This window comes from Cryobacterium sp. M15, from assembly GCF_002929675.1.
Taxonomy (GTDB): domain Bacteria; phylum Actinomycetota; class Actinomycetes; order Actinomycetales; family Microbacteriaceae; genus Cryobacterium; species Cryobacterium lyxosi.
On the sequence record NZ_PJJW01000034.1, the window covers coordinates 25524 to 42346 of the forward strand.

16 protein-coding genes and 1 tRNA gene are annotated in these 16823 nt (G+C 63.3%); 10 read left to right on the forward strand and 7 right to left on the reverse strand.

All coding sequences use genetic code 11. The features are described 5' to 3' along the window. Positions 1–158: 158 nt before the first annotated feature. A complete protein-coding gene (locus CXY83_RS05870; RefSeq protein WP_104196457.1) occupies positions 159–1145 on the forward strand; it encodes a type IV toxin-antitoxin system AbiEi family antitoxin domain-containing protein in 987 nt (328 codons plus the stop codon). A 169-nt stretch (positions 1146–1314) separates the two neighbouring features. Here CXY83_RS05870 and CXY83_RS05875 read toward each other — a convergent pair whose 3' ends face one another. Both CXY83_RS05875 and CXY83_RS05880 read right to left on the reverse strand, forming a co-directional pair. Then, positions 1315–2625 (reverse strand): DUF4032 domain-containing protein, encoded by a 1311-nt coding sequence (locus tag CXY83_RS05875; RefSeq protein WP_104196458.1) that lies wholly within the window; start codon positions 2623–2625, stop codon positions 1315–1317. Between the two features lie 68 nt (positions 2626–2693). Next, a complete protein-coding gene (locus CXY83_RS05880; RefSeq protein ID WP_104196459.1) occupies positions 2694–3791 on the reverse strand; it encodes an ABC transporter ATP-binding protein in 1098 nt (365 codons plus the stop codon). Positions 3792–4001: 210 nt separating this feature from the next. Here CXY83_RS05880 and CXY83_RS05885 point away from each other — a divergent pair, with 210 nt between their 5' ends. From CXY83_RS05885 to CXY83_RS05900, 4 genes are all read left to right on the forward strand, one after another. Beyond that, positions 4002–4916: a thioredoxin domain-containing protein gene (locus CXY83_RS05885; protein ID WP_104196460.1), complete on the forward strand. Its 915-nt coding sequence runs from the start codon at positions 4002–4004 to the stop codon at positions 4914–4916. Between the two features lie 114 nt (positions 4917–5030). After that, positions 5031–5106: transfer RNA gene (locus CXY83_RS05890), tRNA-Thr, on the forward strand. Between the two features lie 211 nt (positions 5107–5317). Beyond that, positions 5318–6913 carry an ABC-F family ATP-binding cassette domain-containing protein gene (locus CXY83_RS05895; RefSeq protein WP_104196461.1) on the forward strand — a complete coding sequence of 532 codons (1596 nt, stop codon included), beginning with the start codon at positions 5318–5320 and terminating at the stop codon, positions 6911–6913. A gap of 203 nt (positions 6914–7116) precedes the next feature. Beyond that, positions 7117–8115, forward strand: a complete 999-nt coding sequence (locus CXY83_RS05900) for a DMT family transporter (RefSeq protein ID WP_233200632.1) — start codon at positions 7117–7119, stop codon at positions 8113–8115. 52 nt (positions 8116–8167) lie between these two features. Here CXY83_RS05900 and CXY83_RS05905 read toward each other — a convergent pair whose 3' ends face one another. Beyond that, positions 8168–8749 carry a nitroreductase family protein gene (locus CXY83_RS05905; RefSeq protein ID WP_369831131.1) on the reverse strand — a complete coding sequence of 194 codons (582 nt, stop codon included), beginning with the start codon at positions 8747–8749 and terminating at the stop codon, positions 8168–8170. 4 nt (positions 8750–8753) lie between these two features. Next, the gene (gene msrB / locus CXY83_RS05910) at positions 8754–9155 is read right to left on the reverse strand and encodes a peptide-methionine (R)-S-oxide reductase MsrB (RefSeq protein ID WP_104196462.1); all 402 of its coding nucleotides are present in this window, start codon (positions 9153–9155) and stop codon (positions 8754–8756) included. Positions 9156–9383: 228 nt separating this feature from the next. Between msrB and CXY83_RS05915 the strand changes: the two genes are divergently transcribed. The 5 genes from CXY83_RS05915 to groL all read left to right on the forward strand — a co-directional run bounded on the left by CXY83_RS05915 (position 9384) and on the right by groL (position 13701). After that, positions 9384–9701, forward strand: a complete 318-nt coding sequence (locus CXY83_RS05915) for a DUF3263 domain-containing protein (RefSeq protein ID WP_104196463.1) — start codon at positions 9384–9386, stop codon at positions 9699–9701. 56 nt (positions 9702–9757) lie between these two features. Continuing rightward, positions 9758–10321: a LytR C-terminal domain-containing protein gene (locus CXY83_RS05920; protein ID WP_104196464.1), complete on the forward strand. Its 564-nt coding sequence runs from the start codon at positions 9758–9760 to the stop codon at positions 10319–10321. 282 nt (positions 10322–10603) lie between these two features. Further along, the gene (locus CXY83_RS05925; RefSeq protein WP_035834941.1) at positions 10604–10807 is read left to right on the forward strand and encodes a cold-shock protein; all 204 of its coding nucleotides are present in this window, start codon (positions 10604–10606) and stop codon (positions 10805–10807) included. A 71-nt stretch (positions 10808–10878) separates the two neighbouring features. Next, a complete protein-coding gene (locus CXY83_RS05930) occupies positions 10879–11931 on the forward strand; it encodes a DUF3048 domain-containing protein (RefSeq protein WP_104196465.1) in 1053 nt (350 codons plus the stop codon). Between the two features lie 141 nt (positions 11932–12072). Then, positions 12073–13701 carry a chaperonin GroEL gene (gene groL, locus CXY83_RS05935; protein ID WP_104127600.1) on the forward strand — a complete coding sequence of 543 codons (1629 nt, stop codon included), beginning with the start codon at positions 12073–12075 and terminating at the stop codon, positions 13699–13701. 157 nt (positions 13702–13858) lie between these two features. Here groL and CXY83_RS05940 read toward each other — a convergent pair whose 3' ends face one another. The 3 genes from CXY83_RS05940 to CXY83_RS05950 all read right to left on the reverse strand — a co-directional run bounded on the left by CXY83_RS05940 (position 13859) and on the right by CXY83_RS05950 (position 16739). Beyond that, positions 13859–14149, reverse strand: a complete 291-nt coding sequence (locus CXY83_RS05940; RefSeq protein ID WP_104127599.1) for a WXG100 family type VII secretion target — start codon at positions 14147–14149, stop codon at positions 13859–13861. A gap of 133 nt (positions 14150–14282) precedes the next feature. After that, positions 14283–16016 (reverse strand): HAMP domain-containing sensor histidine kinase, encoded by a 1734-nt coding sequence (locus tag CXY83_RS05945; RefSeq protein ID WP_104196466.1) that lies wholly within the window; start codon positions 16014–16016, stop codon positions 14283–14285. 30 nt (positions 16017–16046) lie between these two features. Then, a complete protein-coding gene (locus CXY83_RS05950; protein WP_092112483.1) occupies positions 16047–16739 on the reverse strand; it encodes a response regulator transcription factor in 693 nt (230 codons plus the stop codon). Positions 16740–16823: the final 84 nt, after the last annotated feature.

A 16823-nucleotide genomic window follows, 5' to 3' on the forward strand; every position in this document is an offset into this window, starting at 1 on the left:
TAAACTGGGCCCACGGTCATAAGGTGGGCCCGGCGACCATCGCGATTGACTGAACGTCCCCGACCAGTGACCGCCCTCCACAGCGGATGTTGCTGCCCGCTTTCCACAGATCAGTCGACGTCACACCTTCCACGTCCTGAGCATGATGACAATTAGTCATGCTTGAGCTTCTGGATGTTCCAAGTGCCCACAACGGTGGCCTAATTCTCGCCGAGTCCCTGTGGGCGGCGGGGCTGAACACGCGGGCCGTGCGCGCACTGCTTGCGAATGGTGAGCTGGTACGCATCCGTCGCGGAGTTTATGCCTCGGGGGACACCTGGCGCAGGGCCGAGAGCGACGCCCATTATCGACTCTTCGTTCGTGCCACCGTGTTCACGGCCGAGGAACCGCTTCTCCTCTCCCATCATTCGGCGGCGGTACTGTACAACCTGCCCATCATCGGACCTTGGCCTACAGTCGTGCACGCGATCAACAACGACGCGGCCGGGGGCAGCAGCGCCCGATTCACCATGAGCCATCGCAGCGTGGTCGAGCCGGAGTCGATCACGATAAACGGATGCGTCGCTACCACTCTCACGCGCACCCTCATCGATGTGGCGGCAACCTCAAGCTTTCTCGTCGGCGTCACGATGATGGACCACGCCCTGCGCGTGGAGCAGGAGCGCGGGCAGCGGGAACGCCGGCAGGGCAGTTGCAGTGCTCCGGTACTCTGCAAGGACGACCTCTACGCCGAACTGGCGATGGTGCATCCCAGACGCGGAAGCCAAACGGTGCGCCGGGTCATAGACTTCGCGAATCCGCTGTCTGCCAATCCGGGCGAGTCGTTGAGCCGGGTACGCATGGCCGAGTTGGGCTTCGAGATACCCGAACTTCAGGTGCGCTTCGTCGTGCAGGGCCGAGAGTACTGGGTCGACTTCTTCTGGCGCGGAGTGCGCAAGATCGGCGAATTCGACGGCAAAATCAAGTACACCCGGGGCGCACTATTGGGCGACCGGCACCCGGACGACGTGGTCGTCGCCGAGAAGAATCGAGAAAATCTCCTGCGTCCTGAAGTCACCAGCTTCGACCGCTGGGACTGGGACACGGCCTACTCTCCTCGCTTATTCTCCGAATTCATGATTCAGCACGACGTCCCGCGCGCGTAAACCTGTAGCGGATGCGCCCCGCGCGTACCCTAAATGGCGCCAATTTCCGTCGCCACTGCGCCGGGCCCACCTTGTGACCCTGGGCCCAGTTTATAAACTGGGCCCGTGGACGGGGCCTGGGCCCCGTCCGAGAGGGAAGTACCGAACGGGCCAGGGAAACCACAGAAGGCTAGACCTTGAGCATCCAGTCATCGGCATCGTCGGGGTCAGCGGACGCGTCGTCGCCCAGCTGCATGCGAATCGGCAGGGTGATGGCTCCGGTGAGCGGGTCGATCACGGTCGCCTCGTCGCGGCGGTGGCGCAGTACGTCCTGCACGTACGAAGTCACGGCCTCGGCGAGCGGAATATCCCGCGCCTGGTTTTGCGCCATGAACCAGCGGTGATCGAGCAACTGGTGAAACACCTCTGCGCGTTCGAGTTTGCCTCGCAACTCCTCGGGGATGGCGCGCACCACCGGTTCGAACACCCGCACCAGCCACTCGTGCGCGACCATTTCTTCGTCCGCTCCAGGGTCACCGTAGGCAGCCCGATAAGAGTCGAGGTCGTTCAGCAGACGGCGGGCCTGGTTTTCTTCCGCGTCGAGGCCGGTCAAGCGCAGTAGCCGGCGCTGATGGTGGCCAGCGTCGACAACTTTCGGCTGGATGCGCACGCTTGAACCCGTGCTGTCGGTCTTGATGGCGAGTTCCTCGATGTCGAAGCCGAGGTCATTGAGACGTTCCACCCGCTGCGCAATTCGCCAGCGTTCGGAGTTGGAGAAGGACTCGGAGCCGGTGAGTTCCTGCCAGAGCAGCCGATAGGCCGCGACGATGCCGTTGCTGATGCGCACCGGGTCCAACTCGTCGGCGACGCGACCGCCGGCTTCCAGATCCATCAGCTCGCCGGCGATGTTCACCCGGGCAATTTCGAGGTCGTTCTCGCGCTGGCCGTTCGAGAGACCGCCCGAGTACAGCTGTCCCGTTTCAGCATCGACGAGGTAGGCGGCGAAGGCGCCGGCGTCGCGACGAAACAGGGTATTCGAAAGCGAGACGTCGCCCCAGAAAAAACCGATCATGTGCAGGCGCACCAGTAGCACCGCGAGGGCATCGACCAGCCGGGTGGCGGTATCCGGGCGCAGTTCGTGCGAGTACAGCGCGCGGTACGGGAGTGAGAACTTGAGATGACGGGTAACCAGAACCGAATTAAGCGGGTCGAGCGCGGCATCCGTTCTGTCGGTGATGACGGCTACCGGCTCGACGCAGGGAATCTCGAGGTTGGCCAGGGTGCGCAACATGTCGTATTCGCGCTTGGCCATCTCGCTCGTGGTCTCTTTGATGGCCACCACCCGACCGCTCAAGTGAGCGAACCGCACGAGGTGGCGCGAGATGCCCTTGGGCAGTGAGGCGATGTTCTCATTCGGCCAGGCGTCGAGGGGCAGCTGCCACGGCAGGTCGAGCAGGGCAGGATCGACCGTAGCCGACGTGATGTTGAGTGAACCGCTCATTATTTGACCCTAACAAACAACAAACGGCTGGAGGGAGCGCACTCCCTCCAGCCGTTTTACGATACTGACTAGTCGGTGACGGCGCCGCCGAGGCGCAGGCCGCTTTCCGCGTCGAACACGTGCAGGTGGTTCGGCGTGGCCGTGAGGTACACCGTCTCACCGGCGTTCGGGTGCGAACGGCCGTCGACGCGCGCGACGATGTCGGTGCGCTTGCCCTCGATCGTGGAGTGACCGTAGAGATAGCCGTCAGCGCCGAGTTCCTCAACCAGGTCGACCTCGATCTGCAGGCCTTCGCCGGCGGCGGACGACATCTGGATGTCCTCCGGGCGAATGCCGACGGTCACCTTCTTGCCGGTCGAGTTGGCGAGCGTCTCGCGCTGCACGGGAACGGTGGCCGTGCCGAACTTGATGCCGCCATCGACGGTGTCCGCGAGGAACAGGTTCATCGCGGGGCTGCCGATGAAACCGGCCACGAACACGTTCTGCGGCTTCGCGTACAGGTCGCGAGGCGAACCGACCTGCTGCAGGACGCCGTCCTTCAGGACCGCAATCCGGTCGCCCATGGTGAGAGCCTCGGTCTGGTCGTGGGTCACGTAGACGGTGGTGACGCCGAGCCGACGCTGCAACGAAGCGATCTGGGTGCGCGTCTGCACGCGCAGTTTGGCGTCGAGGTTGGAGAGCGGCTCATCCATCAGGAACACCTGCGGCTGACGAACGATCGCGCGGCCCATGGCAACGCGTTGACGCTGGCCGCCGGAGAGTGCCTTCGGCTTGCGGCTGAGGTATGGTTCCAGATCGAGCAGTTTGGCCGCTTCGAGCACGCGGGCGGCGCGCTCATCTTTGTTGATGCCGGCGATTTTGAGCGCGAAACCCATGTTCTCGGCGACGGTCATGTGCGGGTACAGCGCGTAGTTCTGGAAGACCATGGCGATATCGCGGTCTTTCGGCGGAACATCCGTTACATTCCGCTCGCCGATGAAAATACTGCCGTCGTTGACCTCTTCGAGACCGGCGAGCATGCGCAGTGACGTGGACTTGCCACAGCCGGACGGGCCGACCAGGACCAGAAATTCGCCATCCGCGACTTGGAGGTCGAGCTGGTCAACAGCCGGCCTGGTGGACCCCGGGTACAGCCGGGTTGCCTTGTCAAAGGTCACTGAAGCCATAATTATTTCTCCTTCACCGGCAGGAACGTGCCGGACGATCCGTTGTGAATAGGATTCATGCTTCGTGTGCTACGGCACGCGTTTGCTTCAATATTACACGACGGATGTTCCGGCGCGGGTCCGCGACCCGTTTGGTCGATTCCCAGTCACGGGACCTACTATCTCAGAGGCGCCTTCACGCGCGCTCCCTCTTCTGGAAAGCGATTTTTTATGACTATTGGCGGATCAGGCGACGGCAGTCCCGCAAAAAACCGGCGGCGTGACGCCGCCCGGGTAAAAGCCAAGCAGCTTCGAGTCAGTCAAAAAAAGAAGGACCGCCGGAACAAGGTATTTTTGCAAGGCGGCATCGCGATCGCAGCCGTCGCGATCGTCGTATTGGTTTCCGTCATCATCATGAATTCGATCAAACCGGCCGGTCCGGGCCCGAAGAACATGGCCAGTGACGGCGCTCTCATCGGCGAGGGAATGGTCACTTCTCTGACACCCGCATTGCAGCCCGACGCAAACCCGAGGCCATCCAAACCGGATACCACCGGCGCCGTAGCCAACATCCGGATCTACGTCGACTACCTCTGCCCGCTCTGCGGCGACTTCGAAGACGCCAACAACAAACAAATCGCCCAATGGGTCGACTCCGGCGCGGCAACAGTGGAAATCCACCCGGTAGCTATTCTCACGAGCAAATCCGCCGGCACCAAGTACTCCCTGCGCGCAGCGAACGCGACAGCGTGCGTCGCCAATTACTCACCGGATGATTTCTTCGCCTTCAGCTCGGCCCTGTTCGTCGACCAGCCGAAAGAAACATCGCCCGGCCGCAGCGACGACGAGATCAAAACCGTCGTCCGGAAATCCGGTGTGAACACAGCCCTCTCCGACATCAATGCCTGCATCGAGGACGGCACCTACGAGTCGTGGGTCACAGCGGCAACCAACCGTGCGCTCGACGGTCCTATCCCCAATTCCTCAATGGAGTCCATCATCGGAACGCCGACCATCCTGGTCAACGGCAAGCCATATACCGGATCGCTCGAAGACCCGAAAGAGTTCGCATCCTTCGTACAGGTGGCCCTTGGCGAGACGTATTCCACCTCAACGCCGACGCCAGATCCCACCCCCGGCGGTTAGTGCGCCACATCGCCGAAGCGGATGCTTCAACTCGCGCCACGCGCATCCGCTTGGCTGTTGCCCGTGGCAGCGCTGAAATCATTTAGGATGGTGGACTGAGGCCCCGTGCCTCATGCCGGCCTGGCGCAATTGGTAGCGCACCACTCTTGTAAAGTGGGGGTTACGGGTTCAAGTCCCGTGGCCGGCCCCACGACTCCCACGCCAGAAGCGTGAGTGGGTTTACAGCCGGATGGGCGCTCGCCCGCGATGCGGTTGGCGCAGCAGGTGAGGTCGGCGTGGCTACGGCGATGCGTCGCGGGCCTACCCTATGGCCTCAGCCGCCGGGCAAAACAGGGTCGCCACGTACACTGATGGCGGGGTTTTTAGGTGCGGATGCCCGCGCGCCCTGAGAGGAAACACGCATGAGCCTGATCCGGCTGAACGACGTCAGTATTCGCTTCGAGAACACGCAGATTCTGCGCGAAGCGTTCTTTCGCCTGGAACCCGGTGACCGGGTCGGCCTGATCGGCAAGAACGGCTCCGGCAAATCCACCATTCTCAAGCTCATCCTCGACCAGGTCTCGCCCGACACCGGCGAGGTCACGCTCGAGGACGGCATTCGGGTCGGCTACTTTTCCCAGTTCTCAGAACTCAACGGCGCCCAAACCATCACCGAAGCGCTCGACGCGTTGTTCGTGGACGTGAAAGCGATTGAGGCTGAACTCGCGGCGATTGACGCGGCAATCGCCCTCGACGCTTCGGCCAGCGCAGAACTCGACCGGCTGATCACCCGGCAGGGCGAGCTATTCGAGGAGATGGACCGCCTGGACGGTTGGGACTACAAACGCCACATTGACACCGCGCTGACCACCCTCGGGTTCAGCGAGGCGCACCGCGTCTGCACGATTGACGAGTTGTCCGGCGGCTGGCGCAACCGTGCTGCCCTGGCCAAGATCGTGTTGGAAGCCCCTGACGTGCTGCTGCTCGACGAACCCACCAACTATCTCGATGTGGCCGGCGTTGAGTGGCTCGAAGCCTGGTTCACGAGCTTCAAGGGTGCCGCCATCGTCGTCTCCCACGACCGCAAGTTTCTTGACGCCGTCGTCACCCGCATTATCGAGGTGGAAAACTTTCACCTGCACGAGTATCCCGGCAACTTCGGTGAGTACATCGTGCAGAAGCAGTTTCGGCTCAAGACTCTTCAGGCTCAGTTCGTGCACGAATCCGAGCTGCTTGCCTTCGAGGCCGAGGGAATCGCCGACCGTCGGGAAGCAGCCAAGGCGGAGAGTCGCCAGCTCGGCAACCAGCTGGCCCACATCAAGAAGTCGCGCACGCCGCGCCCGGTAGACCAGATCATCACCGAGATCTACGGCAATTTGCACGTCAAGGACGTGCTGTGTCGGGTCGATGGCCTCGCCAAGAGCTACGGCGACAAACTCTTGTTCGAAGACCTCAGCTTCGAGGTGCGCCGCGGCAACCGCATCGTCGTCCTCGGCAGCAACGGCAGCGGCAAAACCACCCTGTTGCGGGTGCTCACCGGTGAGGAGACGGCCGACCACGGCTCGGTCGCCTGGGCCAGCGGCGCCGGCGTCGTCTCGTACAATCAAATTCTGGCCGAACTCGACGAGACCGATACCGTCAGCCATGCCGTCAACGCCATGCCCGGCAGTCTTGCCCTCACCGCGACGAAAAAGTCGGTCAACCGTTTTTTGACCATGTTCCAGTTCAGTGAGGCCGATCTCAAGCAGAAGATCGGTGCTCTCTCAGGTGGGCAGCGCGCCCGCGTGGCGATGGCCCAATGCTTGCTTTCCGGAGCTTCGGTGCTGTTGCTCGACGAACCGACCAACCATCTCGACATGTCGAGCACCCAGGTGATGGAACGCGCCCTCGTGCACTTTCCCGGCGCCGTCGTGGTGGTCAGCCACGACCGCTTCTTCACCGACAAGATCGCCAACCGCCGCCTGGTTTTCGGCAGCGACGGAGCCGCCCCCGGCCAGATCCAAGTGCGCGCCGCTTGACTCTCGCCGCGCTGTCTCTCACGGACGGGGCCCGGGCCCGGACCGTGGGCCCAGTCTATAAACTGGGCCCGGGGTCATAAGGTGGGCCCAGCGGCCCAGCGGCCCAGCGGCCCAGCGGCCCAGCGGCCCAGCGGCCCAGGGTTGGTCGGAGGGTCCCGGTAGGCCGGGCGGCGCGGCAACGTACTCTCTCGTAGAATTACCAGGTGACCCAGGCCCGCGCACGAAAACGAACGGATGCGTCGACCGCGCTCGCGGCATCCGCTGTGCCGGTTTGGCTAGCCCTCGTCTTCTCCGTGCTGATCGGTGCGTTGTACGCCGTGCAATCACGGGTGAACGGCGAACTCGGGCACCGAATCGGCGACGGATTCACCGCCGCCGTCATCTCTTTCGGTTCCGGTCTGATTGTTCTCAGCCTCGGACTCATCGTGTTCCGCAGCGGACGCCGTGGCCTGCAACTCGTCGCGCGCGGCGTTGCAGCGAACCACCTGTCTTGGTGGCACCTGTTCGGCGGACTGGCCGGCGCCTTGTTCGTGCTGTCGCAGGGGCTCGTTGCCGCACCGCTCGGCATCGCCCTGTTCACGGTCGCCGTAGTGGCCGGCCAAACCGTGAGCGGCGTGCTCATGGACCGTTTCGGCATCGGCCCGGGCGGGCGACGTCCTTTGCACGCGTCCAAAATCATTGGTGCCGTGCTCGCCCTGATCGCCGTCGCCTTCACGGTGAGCGGCGAGCTGCGCGGCAGCGGCGCGCTCTGGCTGCTAGCGCTGCCGCTGATCGCCGGTATCGGCCAGGGCTGGCAGCAGGCCGTCAACGGTCAGGTGCGAGTCACTGCCCAAAGCGCGCTCACGGCGACCTTTCTGAACTTTCTCACCGGCACCATCGCCCTTGTACTCGCCGCCCTCGTGCACGGCCTGCTGGTCGGTTTCGCGTTCGACTTGCCGGCGAATCCGTGGCTTTACACCGGCGGACTCATCGGCTGCGTCTTCATCGCCGGGGCCGCGGTCGTCGTGCGCACCACCGGGGTACTCATGCTCGGCCTGTGCATCGTGGCCGGCCAGTTGGTCTGCGCCCTCGCGCTGGATCTGCTCGCGCCAACGTCGGGGCATCCGCTCGGCGTGACGACCATCGTCGGGACCGCGCTGGCGCTCGTGGCCGTGGTCATTGCCGCGGTGCGCTGGCGTCGCCCCGGCCATCTTACCGCCTAGAACTCGTGCCGAGAACTCGTGCCGAGAACCAGCGCCGAGAACCAGCGTTCGATCACAGAACTTCGAGAAACTCGACGGGGTCTATCGACAGCCGCACACCAGGCTTGCAGTCCACCGGAATCCCGCCGACATACAGCCATCCGAGCAGTTCCTCGTTGTCGGCGAGGCCGTGCACCGCACGCACCGCTGCCGCGCGCACGAACGGTCCGGTGCGCCACATCGCACCCCAGCCGGCGTCGTCGAGCAGTAGCGTGAGCAGGTGTGCGACGCCCGCCGCCGACGCATCCTGCTCCCAGTCGGCCACCTTGTCACTGGCCCGCCGCACGGCGACGACGGCAATCAGCAGTGGCGCCCGCAACGGTTTGCCGGCTAGTTTGACGGCCTCGCTGCCCTGACAAGCGGATGCCGCCACAAATGCCGCTCCCAGCCGTTCCAACGCTTCGCCGCGTAGTTCGAGCAGGCGCCACGGCCGCAGCGCACCGTGATCGGCTACCCGCGCCGCTGCGCCTACCAAGGGCAACAACTCGGCCCGGGTAGGCGCGAACGCCGTCACTTTGGAGTAGCTGCGCCGGCAATTGACGGCTTGGAAGACCGCAGACGGGACAACATTCGTTGTTGAGGGAGGCAGGCTCACCGCTCTACTCGGCGGGCGTGAAGGTGAGCGAGATCGAGTTCATGCAATAGCGATCGCCGGTCGGGGTGCCAAATCCGTCGGGAAAAACGTGACCCAGATGCGAGCCGCAGTTTGCGCAGCGGACCTCCGTGCGCACGGTGCCGAGCGAACGGTCTTCGAGCAGCTCGACCGCTTCGGGTCGTACCGACTCGTAGAAACTTGGCCAGCCGCAGTCGGAATCGAACTTGGTGCCACTCTTAAACAGCTCGGCGTCACAGGCGCCGCAGGTGTACGTGCCAGCCCGACTCTCGTCGAGCAGCTTGCCGGTGCCGGGGCGCTCGGTACCAGCCTCGCGCAGCACTGCGAATTTTTCGTCGCCCAGTTCGGAGCGCCACTCGCTGTTTGACTTCTTGATTGCGTAGTCCATGGTGGATGTCCCTTCGATCCGGCCGTCCACAAACGGACAACGTCTACTCAGCCTAAACTCGTGTGGCAGTACCCGCATTCCAGGCCCGGCCGTTTCGCAGTGTTTGCACGGCGATAGACCCCGCAACTCCGGCGTTCCGGGCGTGCCGGAGACAACATCCAGTCGCTCGCAAATAGGATGAGTGCGTCGGATGTTCCGTCAAAACTGCTTTGGGGGAAAGATACATCAATGAGTGAGAGAACACCGACCCACGCACAACCTTCCGCTCCGCCCGCCAGAAGCGCACCTGATTTGACCCAACTCAGCGAACGCGATGCAGCCGTGCTGACCTTTGAACGGCAATGGTGGCGGCATGTCGGCGCCAAGGAAGAGGCTATCCGCGCCACCTTCGGTCTCTCGGCCGCGCGCTACTATCAACTATTGGCGGCGCTGGTCGACTCACCGTTGGCACTGGCCTTCGACCCGATGCTCGTGAACCGACTGCAGCGGATGCGTTCCGCCCGATCCGAGGCGCGCGCCAGTCGTTCGCTGCCCGCTCACGACTAGTATCTGACCGCATTTCGCCGGCATGGGGCGACCGGCCAATCAAGGATCCAATCATTATGGCGCGAAAATTTGCGAAAGACCGTTTCGACACCCATATGCATGCCCTCGACCGAGTCGGTGCCCACCGTGCTCCCCGTAGAAGGGGCCGCGGCTGGATCGGGTTCTGGTGGGCGCTCGGCGCCACCGTGCTCTTGATCGCGGTCGGAGTGGTCGGAATCTTCGCGATCAACAACCGCCTCGACTTTTCCAGTATCCCCGGCTTGTCGTCGCCGGGCTCGACTCCGGTCCCCACCGAGACCGCTATTCCGACCGCCGAAGCGACCGTCGACCCGGCGCTGACCGTGAATGTGTTGAACGGCTCCGCGAGGAACGGCGTCGCAGCATCCGTCAGCGACACGCTTACCGCCGCTGGCTGGGTGGTCAGCGCCACCGGCAATGCGAGCACCGACACCGAACCGATTACCGTCGTTTATTACGCCGATGCCAGCAAAGAAGGCGCCGCACGCGGCGTCGCGGCTTTACTGCCGGGATCGAAGATCGTTGTCTCGACCAGCTTCGTCGATTCGGGAGCGGCCCTCACCGTCGTCGTCGGCAACGACTATGCGCTGCCAGCAGGCTGACAGGCAGTCAAAACTTCGGGCATAGTGGGCATTGCCCGGTTCGTCAAGCCCCTATTCTTTCGCCGTGGCTTCAGTACTATCTGGACTTGGTCAAACATTTTGTTCGGGCAATACCCGCCCGGATCAAGAACGCTCGCCCAAGGTAACTTGCACCAGTAGGTAACTTGAAACAGAAGACTTGCTCTCGGGGATTTGCTGCTCGCACAGAATGAACGCAGTTTTTGCGACAGGGCCCGGAACAGCCAATGGGCGGTGCCGTCGAAATTGAGCAAGGAGTAACACATGGCGAACGGAACCGTGAAATGGTTCAACGCTGAAAAGGGTTTCGGCTTCATCACTGTCGATGGGGGAGGGCAAGACGTTTTCGTCCACTACTCCGCCATCGACATGAGCGGGTACAAGGTTCTTGAAGAAGGCCAGCAGGTAGTCTTCGAGGTCGGTGCCGGAGCGAAAGGCCCCCAGGCTGAATCGGTTCGACCGGCCTGACACACGCCGTAATCGGGGTCTGTCCCCCACCTAATGCCGCCCGCTGCAACGGGCGGCATTAGTGTTTACCGGTGACCAAGAAAAAAACAGCCCGCACGACACGACCGTTGAAGTCCGCGGTCTTGCTCACTCTGATCGTGCCGGCACTGCTGCTGAGCGGATGCTCCGGCAGTAGTGCGACGCCGACCCGGACTCCAACCCCCGCTTGGGCTTCGGGCTATGGTGCCCCCGCCGCCACGGAGATCGCACCGCTCACCGGCATTGCTGTGGCAGTCGGGTCGTCGGCGCACCCCTCCCTCGCGGCCAAGATCGACAACCACGTGGCCGCCCGCCCGCAGGTCGCGATCGACCGCACCGACCTCGTGTTCGAAGAACTGGTCGAAGGTGGCATCACCCGGTACGTCGCCGTGTGGCAGTCGAGCATTCCCGACCAGGTCGGGCCGGTACGGTCGATCCGCCCGATGGACCCCGATATTATCGCCCCGTTCGGCGGCCTCGTTTCGTATTCGGGCGGCCAGCAGCGATTCGTCGATGCCATGACCGCGACCGGTCAGATCAGCGCCATCTTTGACTACGACACGACCGGTTTGTTCTCCCGATCGAAAGCTACTGCGGCCCCGCACAACGTAATCCTCGCCGCCTCTGAATTCGCGAACCGCAACGTCACAGTTGCCCCGCCTGCCCAGCAGTACGCCTATGCGGCCACGCTCGCCGGAGCGTCTGCTGTCGTGGATGGCGCTCCGATTTCAGTGGTCAACACCCGGTTCTCCAACTCGAGTGCCCGCAGCTGGACCTGGAATGCTGAAGCCACCGCTTACCTGCGCGCGCAGGACGGCGCGCCCGACCTCACCGGCGACGGTGTGCAGCTGGCGGCCACCAATGTTGTGGTGCTGCGGGTGGACGTCACCGTCGACCAAAGCATCCCCAAGACCGAACTCATCTCTTCGGGTGAAGCGTCGATTTCGACCGGTGGAAAGACGCTTGCGGCCACCTGGAGCAAGAGCTCTCAGACCGCACCGATCCGCCTCGTCGACGCTCATGGAGTAACAATTCGGCTAGCTCCGGGCAATACCTGGTTTCAATTGGTGCCCAACGGCACCGGCTCGACCGATCTCGTTCCCTGACGGTCTGCAGCTGGCCCGGTGTAACCCCAGATGCTCGCTTGCACTCTCGACCCCAGAGTGCCAGAATCGACTTAGCACTCTCGTCACCTGAGTGCCAACCCCATCATCGTTTGGAACGTCCGGGAGGGACGAGTTACACATATGGCAAAAATCATTGCATTCAATGAAGAGGCCCGTCGTGGGCTTGAGCGCGGCCTGAACATTCTGGCCGACACCGTCAAGGTCACCCTCGGCCCGCGCGGCCGCAACGTCGTTCTGGAGAAGAAGTGGGGCGCCCCCACGATCACCAACGACGGTGTGTCCATCGCCAAGGAGATCGAACTCGACGACCCGTACGAGAAGATCGGTGCGGAACTCGTCAAAGAGGTCGCCAAGAAGACGGATGACGTTGCCGGCGACGGTACGACCACCGCGACCGTCCTGGCCCAGGCCCTGGTTCGCGAAGGCCTGCGCAACGTCGCAGCCGGCGCTGACCCGATCAGCCTGAAGCGCGGTATCGAAAAGGCCACGGCAGCTGTCATCGCCGAGCTCATCGCCAGCGCCAAGGAGATCGAGACCAAGGAAGAGATCGCCGCGACCGCGTCGATCTCCGCCGGAGACACTGAAATCGGCGCGATCATCGCCGAGGCTATCGACAAGGTCGGCAAGGAAGGTGTTGTCACCGTCGAGGAGTCGAACACCTTCGGCACCGAGCTCGAGCTCACCGAGGGCATGCGCTTCGACAAGGGCTTCCTGTCGGCGTACTTCGTCACCGACCCTGATCGTCAGGAAGCGGTCTTCGAAGACCCCTACATCCTGATCGTCAACTCCAAGGTCTCCAACATCAAGGACCTGCTCCCCATCGTGGACAAGGTCATCCAGACCGGCAAGCAGCTCCTCATCATTGCGGAAGACGTCGACGGCGAAGCCCTCGCCACGCTCGTTGTAAACAAGATCCGTGGCATCTTCAAGTCCGTCGCCGTCAAGGCTCCGGGCTTCGGAGACCGTCGTAAGGCTCAGCTGCAGGATATCGCCATCCTCACCGGTGGACAGGTCATCTCGGAAGAGGTCGGCCTCAAGCTCGAGAACGTCACGCTCGACCTGCTTGGTAACGCCCGCAAGGTCGTCATCACCAAGGACGAGACCACGATCGTCGAGGGTGCCGGTGACGTCGAAGCCATCGCCGGTCGCGTCTCGCAGATCCGCGCCGAGATCGAGAACACGGACAGCGACTACGACCGCGAGAAGCTCCAGGAGCGCCTCGCCAAGCTTGCTGGCGGCGTTGCTGTCATCAAGGCCGGAGCCGCTACGGAGGTTGAGCTCAAGGAGCGCAAGCACCGCATCGAAGATGCAGTGCGCAACGCCAAGGCTGCCGTTGAAGAGGGCATCGTCGCCGGTGGTGGCGTCGCCCTCATCCAGGCCGGCAAGACCGCATTCGAGAGCAAGGCTGTCCTTGACCTCGTCGGCGACGAGGCAACGGGCGCCAACATCGTGCGCGTGGCCATCGACGCCCCGCTCAAGCAGATCGCGCTCAACGCCGGCATGGAGCCCGGCGTCGTCGCCGACAAGGTGCGCAACCTGCCCGTCGGATGGGGCCTCAACGCCGCCACCGGCGAGTACGTCGACATGATCGCTGCCGGAATCAATGACCCGGTGAAGGTCACCCGTTCCGCGCTGCTGAACGCGTCGTCGATCGCCGGACTGTTCCTCACCACCGAGGCCGTCGTCGCCGACAAGCCCGAGAAGAACTCGGCTCCGGCCGGCGACCCCTCGGGCGGCATGGACTTCTAAGTCCGAGCCAGCACCAACAAACACCACAAAGTGGGCGTCTCCCTCGGGAGGCGCCCACTTTGCGCATGTCACACGGCCGCCCGTGAGTTTGTGGCCGCAGGGATCGGGCAACTCATTGCTCAAGGGATGACCGGCGGTCCACGATTACAGCGGATGCCTACCGCACAAACAGACGGGTGTTGGCCTGCTCGGTCTCGGCGTACTGCTGCCCGGCAACGCTCAGGGCCTGATTGAGCAGAGTCAGGCTTTCTTCCAGCTGCTGGTGCATGCCGCGCCACTCGGCGAAGGCCCCCTGGAAGGCCGCGGAAGCCTGGCCGGTCCAGAACCCTTCGAGGCTGGTCAGCTGGGCGTTGAGGTCGCCGACATCTGCCTGCACGCGAGCAATGGTGCCACGGGCGGTACTCGCCGTACTCTGTACCGCATCGCTGTCGACCTGGAAGCTTGTCATGGTGTGCCCTTCTCCTACATAACAGTGGTTGGTGACTGTGAGCGTAGAAGGTGGGCGGGCGGCATCCGCTCTTCGAAACGGATCTGTGCGCGCATGCCGCCGCTGGTGACCTGTGGAGGGTGCGGCGAAATACCTACGGAATGACGGGCTGCGCGTGCTGCGGGGCGCTCGGTGTGCCGGCGAGCGGGAGTGAAACGCGGAAAGTCGCGCCTCCGCCCGGGGTTTCGACGACGTCGACCGTGCCGTTGTGGCTCGCGACGATTGCGGCGACGATAGCCAGCCCGAGCCCGCTGCCGCCGGTTTCACGGGCGCGAGAGGAGTCGGCGCGCCAGAAGCGCTGAAAGATTTTCTCTCGAATCTGCGGCGGAATACCTTCGCCGTGGTCGATCACGGCGATCGATGCCCGCTGGGTCTGCGAATCCACCATGACTTCGAGTTCGATCGGGCTGTCAGTGGCGGTGAAGCGCATCGCGTTGCCCATGAGGTTGGTGATGACCTGGCGAATCTTATTCTCTTCAGCCATGACGATCGGCGGTAGTAGCGTATCCACCGGCAGTGCGGTCAGGTCGGCGTCGGGCATAACGGGGCTTCCCCGACGGGGCTTGCGGGTACGCAGCCGGGCCAGGGTGGCTCCGGCAAAGGCGATCGCTCCGGTTGGTGTACCGGTCCCCGACGGCCGGGTGATGGTGCCGGTGGTGACGCTCTCCGATGAGTCGTTCCCGACTGGAAGAATTTCACCCGAGTCCCCGTCAAGAGTCACGCCGAGGTCGTCGCCGCGCGGCTTAACCGGCGGCGGGGGAGTGAGAACGGTGACCTGGCGGCCGGGGGAACTGGCCATGGTGTCGAGGGCGGCGTCGCGGGCCAGTGGAACGAGATCCACCGGAGTCAAAGCGAGCGGCTTGGTTTCATCGAGACGGGCCAGTTCCAGCAGATCCTCGACCAGGCCGCCCATGCGGATGGCCTCTTTTTCGATGCGTTCCATGGCCTGGGCAACATCTTCGGGCGTCTGCAGCGCGCCCATGCGGTATAGCTCGGCGTAGCCACGAACGGAGACGAGGGGGGTGCGCAATTCGTGGCTCGCATCGCCGACGAAACGGCGCATCTGGTCGATGGTGCGGGCGCGGTCCTTGAAGGCGCGGTCGATGCGGCTGAGCATGATGTTGAGCGAACGGTTGAGGCGACCGACCTCGGTGTTCGGGGTGGCACCACCGAGGCGCTGACTGAAGTCACCGTCGGCGATGGCCGCGGCGGTCTGCTCTGCCTCACGCAGCGGCACGAAGGTGGTCGTGACGAGCACCCGGGTGAGCATGGCCCCGATCAAGACAACGCCAGCGCCGAAGCCGAGAAAGATCGTGAGGTAGGTAGCCATGGTGTTCTCGGTCGGCCGCAGCGACACCGCCATGACGAGGGTGCCATAGGTGCCGGTAGGGCTGATCACGACGGGAACCATGATCGCGTGAAACTCGGTGTCGTGGGCAGCGTCCCACAGGGTTTGGATCTGGCCGTCGAGCTGAGAGACCCGTTTCAGGTCGAGCGGCATGCCCACGACCGGCAGTTCGGCGTGGTCGCGTTCTTGCCAGGTGCGCGTGATCAGGGTGCCGTCCTGGTCGTAGAGTGCCACGAAGTAGTCCGATGCAACGCCCTCGGTGTCTCCCTGCGAGAACACACTCGACGAGTAGCCGCTGAGCGCGGTTTGCGTGTCGACCTGCAGCTGCGTATCGACCTGTGTCACCACGTACTGCTTCAGCATTGCCATGGTCCCGATGCCTGAAACAAGCAGGCCGAGCGTGAGCATCAGCACCGTGACGCCGGTGATTTTGGAACGGAGGGAGATGCTGCTCCACCGTCTCGACAGGGTTTCGTGCATGGGACTTCAGCCTACGAAAGTTCTCTGGGACTAAGCCTTGGCAGCCTTGAGCATGTAGCCGAAGCCACGCTTGGTCTGAATGAGTGGTTCGCTCGAGTGCACATCGACCTTGCGGCGCAAGTAGGAAATGTAGCTCTCCACAATTCCGGCGTCACCGTTGAAGTCGTATTCCCAGACATGGTCCAGAATCTGCGCCTTGGACAGCACGCGGTTGGGGTTGAGCATGAGGTAGCGCAGCAGCTTGAACTCGGTGGGACTCAGTTCGATGGCTTCCGTGCCGACGAGAACCTCGTGGGTGTCCTGATCCATGGTGAGCTCGCCAGCACGGATCACGGCGTCTTCGTCAGCGTGCATGGTGCGACGCAGGATCGCCTTGATGCGGGCGACGATCTCGTCGAGGCTGAATGGCTTGGTCACGTAATCGTCACCGCCGACGGTGAGGCCGGTGATCTTATCTTCGGTGTCGTCCTTTGCGGTCAGGAACAGGATCGGGGCGGTGTAACCGGCCGAACGCAGGCGTTTCGTAACCCCGAAGCCGTTCATGTCCGGCAGCATGACGTCGAGAATGATGAGGTCCGGTTCTTCCTCGAGTACGGCGGAGATGGCCTGTGCGCCATTGCCAACAGCGCGCACGGCGAAACCGGCGAAGCGGAGGCTGGTGGTGAGGAGATCGCGGATATTGGGTTCGTCATCGACGATAAGTATGCGGGGGCCGTCAGTCATGTCCCCAGTATCTGCGCGTTAGCTGGAGCTTTGCTGATAGTGAACGGTGTGTGCGGAGATGGGTGGCAGATATCCGTTGCGGGA

Excerpts from the sequence above, each read along its gene's own strand:
- CXY83_RS05915 (WP_104196463.1), top strand. The coding sequence starts at position 9,384 with ATGAGTGAGAGAACACCGACCCACGCACAACCTTCCGCTCCGCCCGCC.
- CXY83_RS05925 (WP_035834941.1), top strand. The coding sequence starts at position 10,604 with ATGGCGAACGGAACCGTGAAATGGTTCAACGCTGAAAAGGGTTTCGGC.
- CXY83_RS05945 (WP_104196466.1), bottom strand. The coding sequence starts at position 16,016 with ATGCACGAAACCCTGTCGAGACGGTGGAGCAGCATCTCCCTCCGTTCC.
- CXY83_RS05920 (WP_104196464.1), top strand. The coding sequence starts at position 9,758 with ATGGCGCGAAAATTTGCGAAAGACCGTTTCGACACCCATATGCATGCC.
- CXY83_RS05950 (WP_092112483.1), bottom strand. The coding sequence starts at position 16,739 with ATGACTGACGGCCCCCGCATACTTATCGTCGATGACGAACCCAATATC.
- CXY83_RS05885 (WP_104196460.1), top strand. The coding sequence starts at position 4,002 with ATGACTATTGGCGGATCAGGCGACGGCAGTCCCGCAAAAAACCGGCGG.
- CXY83_RS05940 (WP_104127599.1), bottom strand. The coding sequence starts at position 14,149 with ATGACAAGCTTCCAGGTCGACAGCGATGCGGTACAGAGTACGGCGAGT.
- msrB (WP_104196462.1), bottom strand. The coding sequence starts at position 9,155 with ATGGACTACGCAATCAAGAAGTCAAACAGCGAGTGGCGCTCCGAACTG.
- CXY83_RS05870 (WP_104196457.1), top strand. The coding sequence starts at position 159 with ATGCTTGAGCTTCTGGATGTTCCAAGTGCCCACAACGGTGGCCTAATT.
- groL (WP_104127600.1), top strand. The coding sequence starts at position 12,073 with ATGGCAAAAATCATTGCATTCAATGAAGAGGCCCGTCGTGGGCTTGAG.
- CXY83_RS05875 (WP_104196458.1), bottom strand. The coding sequence starts at position 2,625 with ATGAGCGGTTCACTCAACATCACGTCGGCTACGGTCGATCCTGCCCTG.
- CXY83_RS05895 (WP_104196461.1), top strand. The coding sequence starts at position 5,318 with ATGAGCCTGATCCGGCTGAACGACGTCAGTATTCGCTTCGAGAACACG.
- CXY83_RS05880 (WP_104196459.1), bottom strand. The coding sequence starts at position 3,791 with ATGGCTTCAGTGACCTTTGACAAGGCAACCCGGCTGTACCCGGGGTCC.